The organism is Agathobaculum sp. NTUH-O15-33, assembly GCF_033193315.1.
Lineage (GTDB): Bacteria > Bacillota > Clostridia > Oscillospirales > Butyricicoccaceae > Agathobaculum > Agathobaculum faecihominis_A.
The window spans coordinates 2,451,035-2,471,432 of record NZ_CP136187.1 but is presented as its reverse complement, the minus strand read 5'-3'; the positions used below and the strand labels follow the sequence as shown (position 1 = coordinate 2,471,432).

Sequence of the window (20,398 nt, the reverse complement as noted above, 5' to 3'; positions counted from 1 at the left end):
AACAGGGATAAGCAACGCACGGGCGGAGGGGGAACTTTCCGCTCCCCCTCTCCCGCAAGCCCTTAATTTTAAGGGCTTGCGGGAGGGAATCCGCAGCGACTTTGCAATAATGAAATGGAGGAGAAGGCATGAGCAGAAATAAAAGCAGGTTAAAACGCTGTGTCAGCAGCTTGCTGGCGGCAGTAATGCTGCTGACGATGCTGCCAACCGCCGCGCTGGCCGCCGACAAGGCGACGGTGACCCTGCCGAAGGGCGGCGATACGTTTACCGTTGCAGTAGAAAGCACGGTGGAACCGTATGAAGAAACGGATACGGCGCAAATATACCGGATCAATAAGGACAGCGATTTTACCTTCCGTGTAAAAATGGCGGAAGATCATGCCGGCACGCAGGTGCTGGTAGCGGCGAACGGTAAGGCGTGCCCCCCTCGGAAGAGGGGACCTATACGCTCTCCGGCGTGACGGAAGACACCGAGGTGACGATAGAACCCATCCGTCCGGCCGGCAATGCGATAATGCCCATTGCGGATAAGGTGACGGTCACTTTGCCGAAAAACGACGAAGTGTTTACGATCACCGCCGATGGATACGGCAGCCCAGCGGTTTCGGGGAATCAGCAGAAGTATTCCATTACAAAAGGGGAACACTTTACATTCAACGTAAAATTGCAGGATGCCTATACGCAAACGAACATGAAGGTTTTAGCTGGCGGAAGTGAAATTTTTGGAACCGCGCCGGACATAAAGACTTATACCATTTCAGGTGTACAAAGTAATACAGTGGTGGAGATACAACCGGGAAACGGTTCGATATGGACAAAAAACACCTATAATGTGACGATCCCCAAATCCGGAAAAGGCTATCGTCTGACGCAGGTGACCGTAGGCAGCGCTTCTACATCGGTTATCGATACCTCCGGCAGCTATATTGCCAAAGCGACACATGGCAATAAGATAATATTTACGATTGCGCTGGAAACGGGCTACACAGAGGCAACGCCACAAGCCTCATACGGCGGCAAAAAGCTGACAGGTGTGAAGAACACAGGCAATAGCACAGTTACCTATACGATTGATGCCGTTACCAGTGAGATATCTGTGTCTATCACAGATGCGGCGGCAAACCGGCATACAGTAACATTTCCAACAGATCAAACCGGTTTTACTGTTGCCAGCGTGGATGGCACCATGATGGTAGATCATAACGGCACCTATCAATTTTATGTGCATGTGGCGGACGGCTATACAGGAACGCCGATCGTGCGGGGCATTATTACTACCGATGCAGGACAAACTACAAAGAACGCCGACCATACGAGTAATACGCACTTGTATTCTATCTCCGGCGTAAACGGCGATATGACGATTGAAGTAACGGGTATCTCGCCGAGCAAATGCACGGTGAATTGGCTCGATCAAACTACGTATAAATTTAAGGTTCCTGGTGCGATTGGAAACTCTATCACGGTGTCCGCTGGAACAAAGCTTTCCTTTCAACTGGAACTGGATGAAAGTGTAGATCCAGATAATATTGTGGTGATAGCGGATATGGAGACGCTGACAGGAACACCAGAGGCGGACAATCCATACCTACTGAATTTTACTTTAGAAGTCAAGACAAATGTGAAGCTGGAAGTGGAAAACGCAGCCGGCAAAACATATGCTATCACATGGCATGTAGATGGCAGAGAAACAAAAACAACCTGTGCCCACGGTGACATACCTAAATTCAGTGGCTCGACCGCAAAGGTATCCAGCGGGGGAATGGACTATACTTTTGTTGGCTGGGCCTACGGCGGTACTGGTACCCCCAGCACGGACGCGGCGGATTATAAGAACGGCTCATCGACCGGCGGCGCGTCGTTGGTCGGTAAGGATGCGCCGTTACCCGCCGCCATAGAGGCGCGGGATTATTACGCGGTGTACAGCGCGGAAAAGCAGACCTATATGGTGACCTGGATCGTAGACGGACAGGTCAGTACGACCCAAGTGACCTATGGTGATGTTCCTGCGTTTAGCGGAGCGGAACCAACCAAAGCGCAGGACAGCCAAAACACGTATACGTTTAAGGGCTGGACAATGGCGGGCGGCGACGGCACTCTGTATGGAAAGGGAAATGCATTCCCTGCCGTTACCGGAGCGGTAACCTATATTGCCGAATTTGAAGCCGCCGCAAGAACCTTTACCCTCACCGTGCAATATGAAAAAGAAGAGGATCTGCGGCTGAATATGGACAGCTATGTGACGACGACGCAGCAGTTTGCAGCCGGCGCGAGCTATACGGTAACCAACCCAACTGCTGTTGCAGGCTATAGCTGGCGTTCGGATCATCCGTTGACGGGCACTATGCCCGCCACGAACATGACGATCGTGATTACTTTTTACGCTAAAACAGATACGGCCTATCAAGTAAAACACTATAAAGGGAGTATATCGGCGGGAAATCTGGTGCGGACGGACAACCTGAAGGGCACAACGGACTCCACAGTTACCCCCTCCACGATCGTGATGGACGGCTATGATGCACCAACAAGCATTACCGGCACAAAGATCGACGCGGACGGTTCGACCGTGATTGCACTGATCTACACCCCGCACAAGTATACCGTAACATGGGACGCAAACGGCGGCTCGCTCAAGAATGACTCTTCTAACGATGTAGCGATCCTGACGCGCCAAGTCGCTTATGGCGACAAGATCACCGTGCCGAATAGCCCTACGCGGAGCGAAGATGAGAACAATCGCTACGCTTTTAAGGAATGGACCGGTTACACGGCGGATATGACCATGCCAGCCAAGGACATGACCTTTTTAGCGGAGTGGACGCCCACGGCGCGTGAATACGCCGTTACGGTAAAGTATGTACTTGCTTCGGATAGCACACAGGCCGCCGCGGATGGAACCGTCACAAAGAAAGTGGGAGAGGCGTATAGTATTGCCTCGCCCGCGGTTACCGGCTATACCCCGGCACAGGCTGTGGTTGCGGGCAAGATGCCTGCGGGCGGCGCAACCGTTACGGTAAAGTATTTCCCGAATACGGCCACAACCTATAAGGCGGAATACTACTTTCAGCCTGCGTCGGGCAGTACGGATTTGAATCAGTTTGAAAAAAATACAACGCTTGCGCCGGATGAAACGCTGTCCGGCACGACGGGCGTCAAAACCAACGTCGTTGCCAAGCCGGTGGATGGCTTTAAGGCGCAAACCGTGACCCAACAAACGATTAACGCTGAGGGCAACACCGTTGTGAAGGTGTACTATGACCGCCAGACGTACACCATCACATGGGATGCGGGACAGGGCGCCTTTGGAGACGGCAGCAGCTTTGCCTTGCAAAAAAACGTGATGTACGGCTCGACTGTTTTAGATTATGACGCGCCTACCCGGAAAGCAGATAATGCAAATAGCTATACGTTTAGTAAATGGGCGGATCATGACAGCACGATGCCCGCGCAGAATATCACCGTCCGTGCGGAGTGGACGGCAATCCCGTTGACGTATACACTGACGATCAACTACATATTGCCAAGCGGGACACAGGGTGATATTAAGAATCCCGATCCGACTGTTATTGCGGGAAAAAAAGCAGGGGAGAAGGTTGTCTTTGAGAACGTGCCAGTGGTAACTGGCTACACCCCCTCGCAGAGTCCCGTAACGGTTACCATGCCCGCGCAGGATGTTACGGTTACCGTAAACTACTTCCCGGACACCGATACGGCGTACAAGGTAGAGCACTACCTGCAAAAGGCGGATGGAAGCGGTTATGAGGAAAGTCCGGCTGACACGGACAACATGACCGGCACGACCGATAGTGACACCGCAGCCGCGGCAAAATCCTACGACGGCTTTGCGCTCAAGGGCTCGATCGTGCAGGAGAAGATCAAGGCGGACGGATCGACGGCCATCAAGGTGTATTATGACCGGAAAAAATACACCATGACATGGGACCTGATTGACGGCACTTGGACGAATGGCTCCACTCAGACGACCACGGAAGTAACTTTCGGACAGAAAATTGTGCCGCCGGACAGCAGCAGCGCCACTGGCAAGACCAGTGACCCGAACTCCAAGTATACCACGTATACATGGAAGGACTATTCAGACGATACGACGCTGTCCCAGCCGCAGAACAAAACATTTCAGGCCCAGTGGACGACAGAGAAGCAGACCTATACGCTGCACGTGGTATGCAAGATGCCGGACGGTTTTGGCGGCGATACGCCTACGGTAGATGATCAGGCTTGTAGCTATGGCGTTAAATACAGCGTTTCCATGCCGCCGCGAGACGGCTACTTCCCGGCGCAAGCTATACTGACTGGCACAATGCCGGCGGAAAATCTAACGGTAGAGGTGCCGTATTATCCTGATACTTCGGTGAAATATACCGTCAAGCACCATTTGGCCGATCTGGAGGGCGGCACGTATACAGAGGAAGAAAAGGCGCGGGAAACGAGGGGCGGTGTAACGGGTCAGCAAACCGCCGCTACTGCGAAAAGTTTTGAGGGTTTTGTGCTGCGAGGGGGTGGCATCCAGAACAAAACAATTGCGGCGGATGGCAGTACAGTGGTTGACGTCTACTATGACCGCGTAGAATACGATGTTACGTGGGATGCGGGCACCGGCACGTTTGCCGGAAGTGAACCGATTAAAAAAACGAAGGTGAAGTTCGGCGCGAAGATACCGAAGCTGGAAGATGTACCGAGAAAGAATCAGGACAGCCAGTATTCGTACCAATTTAAGGAATGGACAGGCTGGACCGCCGACGACATAATGACCGCCAGCGGAAAGAGCTATCAGGCGGCGTATAATTCCACAGAGCTTCAATATACGCTGACGCTGGCCTATGAAAAGTCAGATACAGGCCTGTCACTGGACTTGCCCGCGGGCACAAGCAAGCAACTGGCGTATAACGCCGCCTATGATTTTACGGCGGACGCGAATAAGCCGGAGGAAAAACCGGGCTACCACTGGGTGGCGGATCACCCCTTGACGGGCAAAATGCCCGCCGAGTCGCTCACGATCACGGTAACCTATTACCCAAACACCAATACAAAATACGTGGTAAAGCATGCGCTGCAAAGCGTGACGGATGACAACGGCTATGAGGAACAAGCAGGCGACGAGCAGACCTATTCCGGCGTAACGGATTCGGAAGTGACCCCGGCGCCGCGCACCTATACCGGCTTTACCGCGCAAAGCGTGCAAGCGGAAAAAATCAGTCCGAATGGCGACACGGTGATTACCATCAAGTATAACCGCAACAGCTACCCCGTGATATGGAACGCGAACGGCGGTTATTTCGGGGAGAAAACCGCCGATAAAAAGACCTATACCCAGCAGGTCAAGTACGGCGGCGTAATCGAAATGCCGACGGCGGCGGATTATACCTCTCTGTCGCGCGATTCGGACGCGCAGCACGCATATACCTTCGCGGATACATGGGAGGGCTACGACGCAGCCAACAAGCCCACCATGGATACGGTGGCGGGCAAGACCTACTATGCCAATTGGAACGAGACAGCGGTCGAGTACAAGCTGACGGTTACGTATAAAATGCCGGAAGGCAGCACGGCGACCGCGCCTCCGAAATACGAGCATGATTATAAGGTTGGCGATTCCTATACTGTTGCATCTCCGACGGATGTATCGGGCTACACCCCCAGTCAGTCGGCGGTGAGCGGTGTGATGCCCGCGCAGGATGTAAACGTCACGGTAGAGTACTTTGCCAGCGCGGCAACGGCGTACAAGGTATATCATTATATTCAGCCGCTGAACAGCGATAAGACAGGAGTGCTCACGGGTAACGAAAGCTATACGCTGTACAAGATCGGAGCGGATACCGATTATGAAACCTATTACGGCATGACGGATACAGAGACAGCGGCCATAGCCAAGGACCTGCCCGGTTTTAAGGCGCAAACCATTACGCAGACCAACATCACCGCGAACGGCGAAGCGGTGGTCAAGATATACTACGACCGCCAGAAGTTCGATGTGACGTGGAATGCGGTATACGGCCTGTTTGATTCTCTTAATCGCACCTTTACTACGCAGGTATATTACGGGGGGAAGATCGCCCCGCCGGAGACGCCCCCGGCCCGCGACCCGGACAACGACTATACCTATACATTTGACGCATGGCAGAACTGGTCGGAAGGCGATGTGATGCCAGCGGAGAACAAAACATATCTGGCGCAGTGGTCGCAGACCGAACAGGAATATACGCTGACCGTTCTGTTTAAGCGCTCGGATGCGGACCGTGTGGAGAGCGTACCGAAGTTCCCTGAAACGTATACGCAAACATTGGCAAAAGGCGCGGCATACAAGCTGGAGCTGAACCCCACGGACAACACCTCTGCCTACTACGTGCAGGGCTATACGCCGAACCAGTCCGAAATAGCAGGCACCATGCCAACGGGCGATGTGACGGTTACCGTCATTTACAGCCCGAATACGGCTACGAAGTATACGGTTCGCCACTTTAAAAAGAATATCAGGCAGGACGCTTATACGGAGGCAACGGAGGACACGCAGGAGCTTTCCGGCACGACCAACACAATGACCAAAGCATCCGCACTGCATTATGAGGGTTTTACGCCGGAATCTTTTGAACAGAGCAACATTGATGCGGACGGAAACGCAGAAGTGAGAGTGTACTATACCCGCAACCTTTACGATGTGGTGTGGGACGCCGTGGAAGGACATTACACGGGTGGCGCTAAGACCATCAAGACGCAGGCAGAGTACGGGGAGCATATCGCAGCGCCGACGGATGAAGCGCTGAACAACGCAGGCTTTACCCGCGACGAAGACGCGCACAATCAGTACGCCTTCGACAAATGGCTGGACGCGGACAATCAGGAGTTTACGGCGATTGCAATGCCTGCAAGAACCGTGTATTACCACGCTGCGTGGAAGTCGAGCCCGCACCCGTATAAACTGACCATCAATTATGTGATGGAGGACGGACATACTGAGCTGGCGCCAACGCAGTATACGGCAGAACTGCATTTCGAGGCTGCATACTCGCAGGTCTCGCCCACAGTAACCGGCTACACGCCTGATCGTGCGACGGTCAGCGGGACAATGCCGGCGGCGGATCACACGATCACGGTAACCTATAAACCGAACCATGACACCGCGTACACTGTGAAGTATTACTACCAACAGACCACAGGTGATGAGTACGACCATGCAGAAAGCCAAAACGGAACAGGAAATGGTACGACGAACACGCTGACCGCTGTAACGCCGGGCGGCGCGAACGGCTTCCATCTTTCGAAGCAGGAAGGCAAAAAGCTAACGCAGCAGAATATCGCGGCGGACGGTACGACCGTGGTAGAGGTTTATTATGACCGCAACGTACACACAGTGACTTGGGACGCGAAGGAGGGGTATTTTGCACAAAACCCGGCGACCGAGAATCCGGTAAAAACACAAACAGCGGAATATCGTTACGGCGCGACGATTACCCCGCCGTCCATTTCGCCGGTGCGCGAGAGCGACAATCAGAGCGACTATCAGTTCAAGGAATGGTCGCAGTTTGTCGCAGGTATGGCAATGCCCGATAGCGATAAAACGTTTGACGCGACGTGGGATCATACCGAGCGTAAGTATGAGCTCTCGGTAGAATATGTGCTTGAAAATCCGGGTTCCGCAGTCACACCGGAGACGTATAAACAATCGCTGATCGTAGGCGGCAAATATGATGTAACGGCGCCCGCCGTGCCGGGCTTTACGCCCAAAACGGTTTCGCCGGAAAACTTATATTTCAGCTCGGTGAAACCACAGATCAAGGGGGTCATGACCGCGGAGGATGCGCCGTATACGGTCACGTATCAGCCGAACAGCGACACCCCGTATCAGGTGGCGGTCTATCTGGAGCAGGTGGACGGAACCTACAAGGCCGAGCCGGATCACACATATGACGCGGCGCACAAATTCAGCGACGCGGACGCGGTCACGTATCAGGGCGTTACCGGCCGGCAAACAGCGCTTACCGGAAACGAGTACGCCTACACAAATTATCATCTGGATACCGCAGAGGGGAAGGGCGTGCGGAACGTCGAGATTCTCGGCGTCGATCCGGACGGCAATAACCAAAACGGTACGACGGTAAATCCCGTCGTTGTGAAGATATACTACGCGCGCGATCAGTTTGCGCTGAACTGGAACGCGAACGGCGGTACGATGACGGCGACCGGAAACTATACGCCGAACGGAACCTATCGCTGGGGCACGGTCATCACCGCGCCGAAAACGGACGCGGACGGTGCGGAACTGACGCGTACCGGCTATAGCTTTAACGGCTGGACGGTCGCGCTCACACCGGCCGATGCGGCAGTCACGGAGATTCCGGCCCATATGCCGGCGGCGGACCTTACCGCCACGGCAGGCTGGAAAGCAGGTACGCATGTGGTGACCTTTGTTCCCGGTGAAGGCGGTTCCATCAGCTCCAACGGCGTAGAGCTGACGGACGGCAATAAACTTACCGTGACATACGACGCGAAATACGGCAAGCTGCCCCGCGCCAGCCTGTCCGGCAAGGTATTTCAGGGCTGGTTCACCGCGGCAAGCGGCGGCACGAAGATCACGGCGGATACCGTGGTCAAGCTGATGGAAGACACAACACTCTACGCGCAGTTCGGCGATTCCGAACCCTCCGGCGGCGACGGCACCAAGCCGGATGATTCCGGCAGCGGCGGCAGCTCCGGCGGCGGTGGAGGCGGTGGAGGTGGCGGCGGAGCCGCCGCACCGGATACCGGCACGAATGATACGGTGACCAATCCGGACGGCTCCAAGACCGAGACCGTGACCGATGAAAAAACAGGCACGACCACCGAAACCACCACTTACCCGGATGGTTCCGTAATCATCAAGGTAACCGATAAGGACGGCGGCGTCACCGTCACCGAAACACGCAAGGACGGTGTGAAGGTGGAGACGACCATCGGAAAGAATGGCGATATCACCGCAAATGTGACCATACCGAACGGGATGAACAACGTTGTGGTAGATATCCCGGTGGGAAATCCCACACCGGGCATGACAGCCGTTATCGTCAAGCCGGACGGCAGCGAAGAGCTGGTCAACAAGTGCGCAGTCACCGAGACCGGCCTGCGCGTATGGCTGGATGAGTCGGCCACGCTCAAGGTGGTGGATAACGCCAAGCAGTTCGACGACGTGCCCGCGGAAAAGTGGTACGCGGACGCTGTCAGCTTCGTCACCTCGCGCGGCCTGTTCAGCGGCATGGGCGACAGAACCTTTGCGCCGGACGCGCAGATGAGCCGCGCCATGCTGATGACCGTGCTGGCCCGTTTGGACGGGCAGGACACGGCTGGCGGAGAGCAGTGGTATTCCAAGGCCATGGCGTGGGCGGTGCAGACCGGCATTTCGGACGGCACCAACCCGGATGGCAGCATCACCCGGGAACAGCTCGCGGCCATGCTGTACCGTTTTGCGGGCTCGCCTGCGGTGGATGGCGGCGAGCTGGCGTTCAGCGACGCGGATCAGGTATCTGCGTACGCGGCGGATGCGCTGCGCTGGGCATCCGGTAAGGGCATCATTACCGGCAAGGGCGGCGGGCTGCTCGATCCCAAGGGCAACGCCACCCGCGCCGAAGTGGCGGCCATGCTGATGCGTTACGTCAGCCTATAAAACCCAAAGGCATTGGGGGAGGGGACTTTCGTCCCCTCCCGCTCCAAGCCCATCTGTTTATAAGGTGGGTTTGGAGCGGGAGATTAAAAATATAATTCTCTGGATAGAGAGGTGGGCAGTATGGGTAAACGGTTATTTACACAGGACGAAGTGGAAACATTGGAGCAAAACCCAAACGTTTTTTCGGTATCGCCGCGTGAGATACAGTATACCAACGCGTTTAAAGAGCATTTTATCGAGCGGTACATGGCGGGAGAAGGACCGACGAAGATCTTTACAGACGCGGGCTTCTCCGTGGAAATGCTGGGGTATAAGCGCGTGGAACGGGCTTCCTATCACTGGCGGCGGGCGTATGAGGCGGGCCAGCTGGGGAAATGGAAGGAGATCAATAACGACCGCACGCCCCGCAAGCTGCTGCTGAATGTGATCCGTGAACAGCAGGCGCAGATTCGCAAGCTGCAAAAGGAACTGAGACGGGCGAGGAGCAAAGAGGGAAAGAGCGCATAGGAAAAGGGCTGAAATGACATGAAAACGATGCAGGATAGCCGGGACGAAATAGAAGGTCTGGCAAAGCGGCTGATAAAGGCATATTTTGTAGAGCGCGACTATACTAGCTTGCTTTCTTTAATTTCCGAACGGATCAGCTGGGTAGGCGCCGGGCGTGTGGAAATCGGCTACGACCGCCGGTCGCTGATAGAGCTTTTTGCGCGGGAGCGACAAACGTATCAGGGCGGCTGGGTGATATCGGACGAGCAGTATCATATCGAACAGCTGGGGCCGGATATCGCGGGCGGTATCATTACCCTTACCGTGCAGTCCGATCTTACCGGTGGAGTGGCGTTCCGTAAGCCGGTGCGCTTTTCCGGCGTGTTCCGGCGGGAGCGTGACGGCTGGAAGGTGGTACAGTTCCATCATTCTATGCCGTTTGAAGAGCAGGCCGGGGAAACCGGGTTCAACGTGGAAAAGGCGCGGCGGGACTATATGGAGATAGAGCGGTCCCTGCGTCAGATGCTGGAGCAGCAAGGCCGAAAGTTGCAGGAGCAGGACGGCCTGACGGGCCTGCTGAACCGCCCGGGCTTTGAAAGCAGGTGTCGGGAGGCGCTGGCAAAGCCGAGTGAAAAACGGTTTGCGGTGCTGACGTTCGGGGTGAACCATTTCCGCTATATCAACCAACTGCACGGTTTTGATGTGGGGGATAATGTTTTGCGGAGCGTTGCGCAGAACATACAGGACAAATGCGTGGAAGGCGAGCTGTGCGCGCGTCTGGAAAAGGATCACTTTGCCATGCTGCTGACCTACTCGGCCACAAAAGATCTGGAGCAGCGCATAGAAGAGATACGCGATTGCCTGCTGGATGAAGCGATGCAGCAGGAGCTTCGCATCCATGTGACCTTTGCGGCGGGGGTGTATCCGATACCAGCCAAAAGCCGGCGCGGTGTGCGGCAGATGCTGGACAAGGCGCTGATCGCGCTGCAAAGCGCTCCGCGCGAGGAGGGCGCGAGCAGGTATGCGTATTATAACGATGCACTGGAAACGCAGCTGTTCCGAAGGAACGATCTGATGGAGCGCGCCTCGGACGCGCTGAAAAACGGAGAATTCAAGCTATACATCCAGCCGCAGGTGGACTTAAAGACCGGACAGGTGACGGCCGGGGAGGCGCTGGTTCGTTGGGTGACGGCGGAGGAAGAAATCATTGGGCCGGACGAGTTCATTCCGCTGTTTGAGGAAAACCGGTTCATCCGGGATCTGGACTTTTATCTCTTGGAGCAGCTTTGCAAAGAGATGCACGGCTGGGCCAAGCAGGGTCTCCCGCCGGTGGAGATATGCTCCAACCAATCCCGTCGGCATCTGTGTGAAGCGCACTACGTGGAAAAATTCTGCGCGGTGCTGGACAAGTGGCAGGTGCCGCACGGTCGAATCGTAGTGGAATTAACAGAAAGCGCGTTTGTAGAGAACGATACGGAGATGTACGCGCTTTCGCGCCGGCTGCATGAACGCGGCGTGCGGCTCGCCATAGACGACTTTGGAACAGGCTACGCCTCGCTGAACGTATTGAGCATGCTGTCCGCGGACGTGCTCAAGCTGGATAGAAGCCTGTTGCAGGATTTTGAGACGAACGCCCGCAGCCGCGTGGTGCTGAAAAAGGTGGTGGAGATGGCGCACGAAACTCAAATGCAAACCGTGTGCGAAGGCATAGAGACCAAAGCCCAGCTGGACTACGTCAAAAGCATTGGCTGCGATATCGGGCAAGGCTTCTTTTTTCTCCAAACCCATCCCGGTGAAAGCGTTTGAAAGATTATTGCAAAAATAATTGCATAGAAAAGTATTGTAAAGTTTTATAGATGGTATAATTCATAAAAATAAACAATTCCAAGAGGAGTAAAAGTGATGATTAACGAAATTGATATCATGTATCATTATTGTTCCTTAGAAACTTTTATGAAAGTCTTGGTAACTAATAGAATTTGGCTATCCCATGTACAGACTACGAATGATGCACTTGATGACAGAATGTTTTTGTCATCATTGGAGCGAGTAGTAAAAAAGCATAAAGGCGATGAGCTTTTTAACAACAATTTATTAGAAAAGATGGCCTTAACTTATGCACAAAAAGTTGATTTCCCCTACATTGCTTGTTTTACACGCAACAAGAATTTATTAAGTCAATGGCGTGCATATGGGGATGATGGTAAAGGAGTTTGCATTGGATTTGATTTATCAAAATTTTCCTGCTTCGATTTAATGCATGTCAAATACGGACACGAACAGCCATTAGTGCAAATAGATGAGGTATGCTATCATGACAATGACGATGAATTAATCGAAAAGTTTTTATCAGTTTCTACTATTTTAAAAGAAAAGCATAATTGTAGTAGTGAAGAGAAAATATTAAGTATGTTAATGTGCGGTCTAGAAGAATTGTCTGTTTATTTAAAAGGAGAAGGTTTTTCTGAAGAAGAAGAAATTAGGATGGTATATTATCCATGCTATCGAGAATTGTTAGCTAATTTATCTCAAATAAAATTACCTCAAATTAATGGTCTTCCAATTCATTTTCGGAGTAAAAATTCAAAACTCATTTCATACTTTGAATATCCGCTACCGGAAGATAGTATATGTGAAATAGTGCTCGGGCCTAAATCAGAAGTCGATTTTAATCAACTTACACTATTCCTAAATCAATATGCGCCTAAAATACGGCGTGAAAAAAAGATTTCTTACTCCAGCATATCATATAGATAACACGGACAAGAGAATTACAGTAGCTTATTAGTTGTTACATTATGTTGATGCAAAGGATGCAGAAAGTATTTTGTAAATACAGCTTGTCGATTGCCTGTAAATCATTGATTTTACTGGATTTTTGCAAGTTCTGTAATTCCACTCCGACCATGTTTTCAGACCGCCCAACACGTTAGAAATGATGTGTTGGGCGGTCTTTTTGCGATTTTTATAAACTTTTTAGATGCGACGATATAAGTGGCCTCTCTTATGTACCGTCTTCGACTACACTCGTATAGACTGTTCCGCGTTTTTTGCTTTGATATTCAAAACAAACAAAACTTCTAAAATGTCCCAAAATGACCAAGGATAAGGTGGAAATTCTGAAATAGTATGATATAATATATACAAAACAAGTGGGCGGCGGCAAGGGGAGTGTGGTCGTTATGACGAATCCAATTTGCCGTAAACTCCTATGCAATACTCTGCGAGCAACGAACAGCAGCCTGCCGCCTGCTGTTACTGAGTACTGTACTGACTGAAGCTACAAATGAACGGAATAGGTAAAAGGTGATACTATGAAAACGATCCTTCAGCTGTCAGATTTTCATATCAAAGCGACAATGGGGGAGCCGGAGGACAATGTTGTTTTTTGCACAATGGTGGATTTTATCAAGGGGCTCAACCTATCGAATATTATTTTGGTATATAACGGGGATGTAATTGATAGCAAATGTATCGGCCGGCGTATTCCAGAATCCTCTTCGGCGGAAGAAAAGGCGGCGCTATGGGAAAAGGAAGCTAGCACAGCCTTTGCATTGGCCGAAAAGTACTTTGCCTATCTGATGCGGGAACTTGATATTGCGAATAACAGAATGATCATATGCTGCGGTAATCATGATGTCAATATGTTCGCTGCCGGAAATAACAAGGTGGTTTGCGAATTGCATAATGTGGAATATGGCGATAGGAGATTTTCCTTGATCAGCCGGTTCATTGATAAAATGATCATGAAGAAAAACACCTATGAAACACATTTCAGGAAAATTGAAGGAATTAATTTTCTGGTTCTAAACAGCCATTGGATTGATAAAGGTACGCAGAAGCTTTGCGTGGATTGCGATTCGATTGAAAAAAACATAGAGAAAAACAAAGATGCGTTGATTAAAACGAAAAACAATTTAAGCAAGCAGCACAATGTATTGGTGGCTCATGCGCCGAGAACGGATTATTGTGAGCACGCCTTGTTGACCTACCCGGAAAACGAATACACCGCTGTTCTTGACCAAATAGAAACACTGTTCGGTTTGCAGCTATATGGCGATAAGCATACGGATAGCGCGCATAATTATGACTATATTGTCGGCGCGCCCTTGGATAGCGACCATATCACATGCGGCTTGCACCAATTCAGCGATACCAATCAGTATTATCACCGTACGATCGTGTACAAGGACGAGAAATGGCAAATTGTCGGTTCTCTCAATGACATCGAGCGGATTTTGGAGCTGAGTGAATCGTCGCTCAAACGGCAAGCGTTACGGTATTTGTTCGGTACTAAAGAGGTGCACAATCTGGCGGAACGGGTCAAGAGCTTTGAGGCGGTTCGTTCCGGACCAGAATGGAGATTGATCGACATTCTTTTCCGTTCCTTTGCAACCCTGCAGCAGCCGCAAGCGGGCATGGCAGGCAACGTAATCAGTGCGAAGGATGGTTTGATCAATACACTATCACAGTTGATCCAGAAATCTGAAAAACGGGTAAGCGTAACATTAAGGGGCGAAGCCAGACTAGGGAAAAGCCTTTTTATGTCAATCACCTATTTAAATTTACTTTATAAGTTTGGCAGCGGTACCTTTGATTTTTTGCCGATCTATATCAATCTGGAAGAGATTATTCATACGCATTCCCGACAGAATGAGAATAAGGATTCGGCAGCCTATGTCAATAAAATAAAACGGAAGGTAGAGGATATACTCAGACAGGGACTAGATCTGTCGAAGAAATACAACTGCCGGCCGTGCTGCATGATAGATGGACTGAGCCAGCATGTATTTTATCATAACGCACGCATTGAGAAAATGATCGACCAAACGATCAATAGCAAAGAGTTTCAGCCATATGCACACTTTATTTATGGGATCGATACGGATGAGGATCTCAATCTTGAATTTACGCCGCAGCAAATCGCGCGCGATGCCGAATATTTAATTTATTTCAACCGGATCCGAACACATAAGGTCAATTCTACGATCAAATATGAAAACTTTATCAGGGCGTTTTGCGATTTGAACAGCTATGAAGACGATGCGTATGACTGTATCATGGAAAATATCAATAGAATGCAGATTCTAGAGATCGACCTGAACATACTGGTTGTTTTTGGAGAATACCTGTGCAAGCGAAATACACACACCTTCTTTGATATGTTAGATGACTTTGTTAGATCTAAACTGGGGAACGCCAATATAGCAAAAGCGGCAGAAATGAGCTATCACCTGTACATGGGGAAACCGCAAAAGAATTATACTTGGATCCGTGAGCATGTCAAGCAGATCAGCAATCAGGATTTTGAAGTGATCCGAACCCAAAAGCTGATTGCAAGGTATTTGCTTGCAGCGAACTATGTACTTAGCGCGCAAAACGTGAAAGCCATCACGGAAATATCGCCACATTCAGGTCTGGATCAGCTATATGGACACGAAATTTGTTCTTATATCCGGGGCTTTGTAGACAAATTGAATCTGCATGCGGAAATGATCTCGTTTGCGCAGTTACAATATGACAAGCTATCGTATACTGGGAAATCAACGATTTCGCACCTGCTGGGCCGCACGCGGGGAGATAACGATACAATTCTTCAACTTCTGGCAGAGCAGGAACAAAGCTTGGATCAGCTGGCGCAAGCAGGAACGATTGCAAGTGCGGATTTTTATGAGTTTTCTGTTGCGAAGCGGTCGATCTGTTTAAGCAGAATTGCAAATTCTAACAACCAAGATGAAATGATTGACGCGTACATCGACCGGTTGCTGTCCGATAAATGGGAGAGAAAGGTCAATCGCGATTTTTACCTGCAATTTTACGGCGATCGGAAGGCGGAAGACATTTCGATCAGAGAGGATGTCGTATACGAAGGGTTTGATATTTACAATACGTATCATCTTTTAGCGAGCCGTTTGAAAACGCGGATCGGTGCAAATAAGCACTATCCCTTGCTGCGGCTGGAACTTTTCACACTTTGCGATCTGGTGCAAGTTCGTATTGATTCGCCCCTTGCACTGAGAAAAAACAGCGAAAAGAAAATCCGTTCCTTTTTTTACAACAGTAAATATAATACATATGACGACCCTATGGCAATTAATATTTTATCATCACTGATTGAAATAATCGATATCTATGTCAGACGGTTTCAAAAAACGAACAGGAAGGAACTTTTTATCCAGTATCTTATTCATCAAAAGACTGCTTTTGAAACGTGTAAAGAAAGAATGCGTTCGGGGGATGCTCTGCGTCCGGACGATCTTTTTGATCCCGGTGCGCTTTTGGAAGAATTGTCTCAGTTGGAACGGGTAAAAAAGACTGGCTGGTGCATCCCGGATAAACAAGACAGCTTAAGCAAAGCGGATTATTTACGAATCGTTCAGAACGGCGAGCAGCATGAAACCACGCTCGAGCATGTGTTTGAAGCGTATTTGATCGGATTGCTGTTCCTGCCAAGCAAAAGCTATACCCATAGTGATTATGATAAGCAAAAAATTCTCAATATGCTGCTGATACATGATATGGGCGAGGCCTATACGGGCGATTACCCGCCATGCTGCGTGCAATATGAGGGGATGAAGGAGCTGGAAAGCAATTACTGCGAGAAGGTGTTCTTATCTGGCACGCACCGCGATGTAGCAGATTTGACGGAATATCTGAAGCTATGGTTTAGCTGGGACGATCAAACGATCACGGATTATAATATAAAAATAGCAAAAGATATCGATAAACTGCAAATGCTTTATAAGCTGCTCACGCTTTTGTATAAAAGAGAATTGCATTTGACCCGGGCACGCTTTTTAGACTTTTGGAAGGCGGTCAACACGATCCGTACCGATGAGGGAAAGAAAATATTTAACGTTATCATCGCGAACAATAGGGCGTTTACAGAAACCGCGCAAGAGTATGATGTACCGCTGCAAAAGTTTGAGTTAGAGTGATACTCTATACGCAGAACGGCTTGGTAATGCAAAAAGTAAAACCGCCGTGGAGCGTCAGCAAAGTAATCAGTACGCTTTTTAAACAGATGGACTGCGTGGCGTTGGAAGACATTAACGCGGATACCTATGCGCAATACGCCATGCAATGGTAACCGTGAAAGATCAGGGGGCGGCTGGCGGTTTCACGTGCAGTAATGAAGTGCATGAAAGCAAAACCGCTGCTGCTTGCAATCAGTCCGGCGTCTGTGATATAATGGAAAAACGATGCAAACGAAAGGGGCGAACGGTCAGGGTGGCGCTGAAATTTGAAGTAATCGGCCGGAAAAGCGCGCCGATGGAGCTGCGGTACGATTGGCGCAAGCTGGCGCTTTACGCGCTCAGTGTCGGTGCGAATGTCGATGGCGAGCTGGAATATGTATACGAGAAAAATATGAAGATCATTCCCACCTATTGGGCGGCGATCCTCGGTTTTAAGACGTTTACCGATGCCTACGAATACGGACAGAGCCTGCCCGATACGCTACACTACGGTTTTGAGATCGAATATCACAAGCCGATCACCAGCGTGGAAGGGAAAATCACTTATTCTGTCGAGCTGCTCGATATTTATGACCGTGGCTTAGGGCGCGGCAGCTTGGCGTTCATTCAAGCCGAAGCGTTTGACGAACAGGGAGACAAGGCGTTCACATTGCTGACCAAGGATATCGATATGTCCACCGGTGGTTTTGGCGGCAAAAAGCCGCCCAATGTGACGGTGGAGTATCCCAAACGCGCGCCCGACTTCGTGGTGGACGACCATATCGGCCCAAATCAGGCGGCGCTTTACCGCATTGATAACGATCCGAATATCCTGCATATCGATCCGGACTTTGCCGCTCTTGGCGGTTTCGACCGGCCTATCCTCATGGGGATGTGTACGGCAGGCTATGCCTGCCGCGCGCTGATCAAGGCGGTCTGCCCGGGGCGGCCGGAGGCGATCCGTTCTCTGTCCGTTCGCTTTACCTCGGCGCTGGAGCCTAACTGTCCGGTGCAGACGCAGATCTGGAAGATGGATGACCGGCAAATCGTGTTCCGGCTGATCGACCTGACGACCGGCGACGCGGTCCTCAACTTCTGCACCGCGCGGATCGAATAGGAGAGAGGCGGTCCCGCTTGGGATAAAAACAAATATGGAACGCAGAAACAGAAATCGGCGGCCCGTATAAAACGAGCCGCCGATTCTTTTGCTTTTCAGGGGGTTATAATCCCTACTTTTTTATTCTTCCCCCAAGGCGTGAGCCAAGCCGTGCCACAGCTTTTCCATATTGTCCACAAAGGCGATTTGGTCCTCACCGGAAAGCGCTTCAAACGCGGATAACTCGATGCGGCGCATCGCACGGCCCATCTCGCGGCCGGACGCCCGTCCCTGCTCGGTTAAGCTGATCACACGGCTGCGCCGGTCGCCCTCGGCTATGCTGCGCGTGACCAGACCGCGCGCCTCCAGACTGTCTACCACGCTTGTCACGGTCTGTCTGGATAGGTTAAGTTCCTTGCTCAGTTCATTCTGTGTCATGGGCGAGCGCTGCTTATAGAGCAGCGTGAGAATATTCATGATATTTGAGGTGACGCCATGGTTGGCTGCGATTTTATCATACGCAGACTCTATCCCGCGCCAACTTTTATAATAACGGTCAAATAGTTCATTGAACTGATGTTGCATGGTCATTTCCCCCTTAGTCCATACAATTATAATTCTATATATTATATGCCATATACAGCCTGCGCGTCAATGGTTTTATATGCCAAACGACATAAAATCACACAATCATTGTGCTTTAAGAAACAAAAGGGGACGTAGCACACGCCCGGTATGACGGCGGTCCGTCAATTATGCCCACAGCAGTTCGGATTCCTCGTACTGCACAAAGTTGGACGGGCTTTTCTGTGGAAACATACAAATCGAACAAAAATGAAGAGAATGCTATTGACTTTTTGGGCAGATGACATATAATAAAACCATAAATTATCCGATGCCGGACAAACCGAGAACAGACAAACAAATAACAGACAAACCGACATCGGTCTAACTAAAATCTCTTTTTATGAAAGGAAGCGTTAGTATGGATTTCAAACTGAGCAAGGAGCATCGCGCACTTCAGGAGAAGGCAAGAGAATTTACCGAGCAGGTACTGTTCCCGTACGAGATGGAGTGCGAGGAGAATAACGGCATCTCTCCCGAAACGCACAAATATATCACGGAGCAGGTTATGGAGTGGGGCTTCAACGCCACCAACCATTCCAAGGAGCACGGCGGTCAGGGCATGACGTTGTTCGAGCAGATGCTCTGCAGCGAGCAGTTCGGCATGTCCACCGGCGCGATCTGGGATGCGGTTCCGCAGCCGTCCTTCCCGATGAAGTTCGGCACCAAGGAGCAGATCGACGAGTACCTGATTCCCAGTAACCAGTGCAAGCGCCGCGATGCATACGCCATCACGGAAGCTGACGCCGGTTCCGACCCGACCATGTGCCAGACCACTGCTGTTAAGTGCGACGGCGGCTACAAGATCAACGGCGAAAAGTGGTACGTAACCGTTGGTAACATTGCCGACTTCTTGCTGGTACATACCCACATCGACGGCGATGCAAACAAGGCCACCGTATTCTTCGTTGAGAAGGACGCGCCGGGCGTAAGCGTTAAGCGCACCCCCGAGTTCACGCATCACTTCGCGTTCAAACACCCCGAATTCCTGTTTGAGGACGTCGTTGTTGACGAATCCAAGATCCTGAAGGGCATCGGCGAAGGCTTCAACATGACCAAGGACTGGTTCGTAGAAGCTCGTCTGGGCATTGCGGCTCGCTGTGTAGGCGGCGCGGAGCGCGTGCTGAAGGAAGCCAACGACTTTGCGGCCAACCGCGTTCAGGGCGATCGCGTGATCCGCGACTATCAGGTAATCGAGCACATGCTGGTTGACATGACCATGGAGATCATGGCCGCTAAGAGCCTGCTGTACCGCGTATGCTGGGAGATTTCCGGCGATATGGACCGCAAGCTGAAGCATGCCCGTGCATCCGCCATCAAGCTGTGGTGCTCTGAAATGGTTAACCACGTAACCGATAAGGCTGTTCAGATCCTTGGCGGCCGCGGCTACATGCGTGAGAACGCTGTCGAGCGTCTGTGGCGCGACCAGCGCGTTGACCGCATCTGGGAGGGTACCTCCGAGATCCAGCGCAACGTCATCGGCGGCCAGATCAAGAAGCGCGGCGTAGAGCTGTACACTGGCTGGGCTTACGAGGAGTAATTAAAAACAAACCCGTGAGGCTTTCTTCTCACAGTAATAGG

Annotated in this window: 10 protein-coding genes; 9 read left to right on the top strand and 1 reads right to left on the bottom strand. The window is 51.2% G+C overall.

The genetic code is table 11. The features are described 5' to 3' along the window. Positions 1-128: 128 nt before the first annotated feature. From RWV98_RS12085 to RWV98_RS12050, 8 genes are all read left to right on the top strand, one after another. On the top strand, positions 129-461 hold the full coding sequence (locus RWV98_RS12085) for a hypothetical protein (protein WP_317860700.1): 333 nt from the start codon (positions 129-131) through the stop codon (positions 459-461). After that, the gene (locus RWV98_RS12080; protein WP_317861010.1) at positions 419-9,655 is read left to right on the top strand and encodes an S-layer homology domain-containing protein; all 9,237 of its coding nucleotides are present in this window, start codon (positions 419-421) and stop codon (positions 9,653-9,655) included. The genes RWV98_RS12085 and RWV98_RS12080 overlap by 43 nt, the downstream gene beginning before the upstream one ends. Positions 9,656-9,775: 120 nt before the next feature. Continuing rightward, positions 9,776-10,162 (top strand): HTH domain-containing protein, encoded by a 387-nt coding sequence (locus RWV98_RS12075; protein WP_317860696.1) that lies wholly within the window; start codon positions 9,776-9,778, stop codon positions 10,160-10,162. 18 nt (positions 10,163-10,180) lie between these two features. Further along, positions 10,181-11,947, top strand: coding sequence for a putative bifunctional diguanylate cyclase/phosphodiesterase (locus RWV98_RS12070; RefSeq protein ID WP_317861009.1), 1,767 nt, complete (start codon positions 10,181-10,183; stop codon positions 11,945-11,947). Between the two features lie 96 nt (positions 11,948-12,043). Then, positions 12,044-12,898 (top strand): DUF2971 domain-containing protein, encoded by an 855-nt coding sequence (locus RWV98_RS12065; protein ID WP_317861008.1) that lies wholly within the window; start codon positions 12,044-12,046, stop codon positions 12,896-12,898. Between the two features lie 557 nt (positions 12,899-13,455). Then, on the top strand, positions 13,456-17,079 hold the full coding sequence (locus tag RWV98_RS12060) for an HD domain-containing protein (protein ID WP_317861006.1): 3,624 nt from the start codon (positions 13,456-13,458) through the stop codon (positions 17,077-17,079). 26 nt (positions 17,080-17,105) lie between these two features. Then, positions 17,106-17,231 (top strand): hypothetical protein, encoded by a 126-nt coding sequence (locus tag RWV98_RS12055; RefSeq protein ID WP_317861004.1) that lies wholly within the window; start codon positions 17,106-17,108, stop codon positions 17,229-17,231. Between the two features lie 140 nt (positions 17,232-17,371). Then, positions 17,372-18,214 (top strand): MaoC/PaaZ C-terminal domain-containing protein, encoded by an 843-nt coding sequence (locus RWV98_RS12050; protein ID WP_317861003.1) that lies wholly within the window; start codon positions 17,372-17,374, stop codon positions 18,212-18,214. Positions 18,215-18,334: 120 nt separating this feature from the next. Here RWV98_RS12050 and RWV98_RS12045 read toward each other — a convergent pair whose 3' ends face one another. After that, positions 18,335-18,778 carry a MarR family winged helix-turn-helix transcriptional regulator gene (locus RWV98_RS12045; RefSeq protein ID WP_317861001.1) on the bottom strand — a complete coding sequence of 148 codons (444 nt, stop codon included), beginning with the start codon at positions 18,776-18,778 and terminating at the stop codon, positions 18,335-18,337. 400 nt (positions 18,779-19,178) lie between these two features. On the opposite strand from RWV98_RS12045, the gene RWV98_RS12040 reads away from it, so the two are divergent. Continuing rightward, complete coding sequence (locus RWV98_RS12040; protein WP_280960820.1) at positions 19,179-20,357, top strand: acyl-CoA dehydrogenase family protein; 1,179 nt, start codon at positions 19,179-19,181, stop codon at positions 20,355-20,357. Positions 20,358-20,398: the final 41 nt, after the last annotated feature.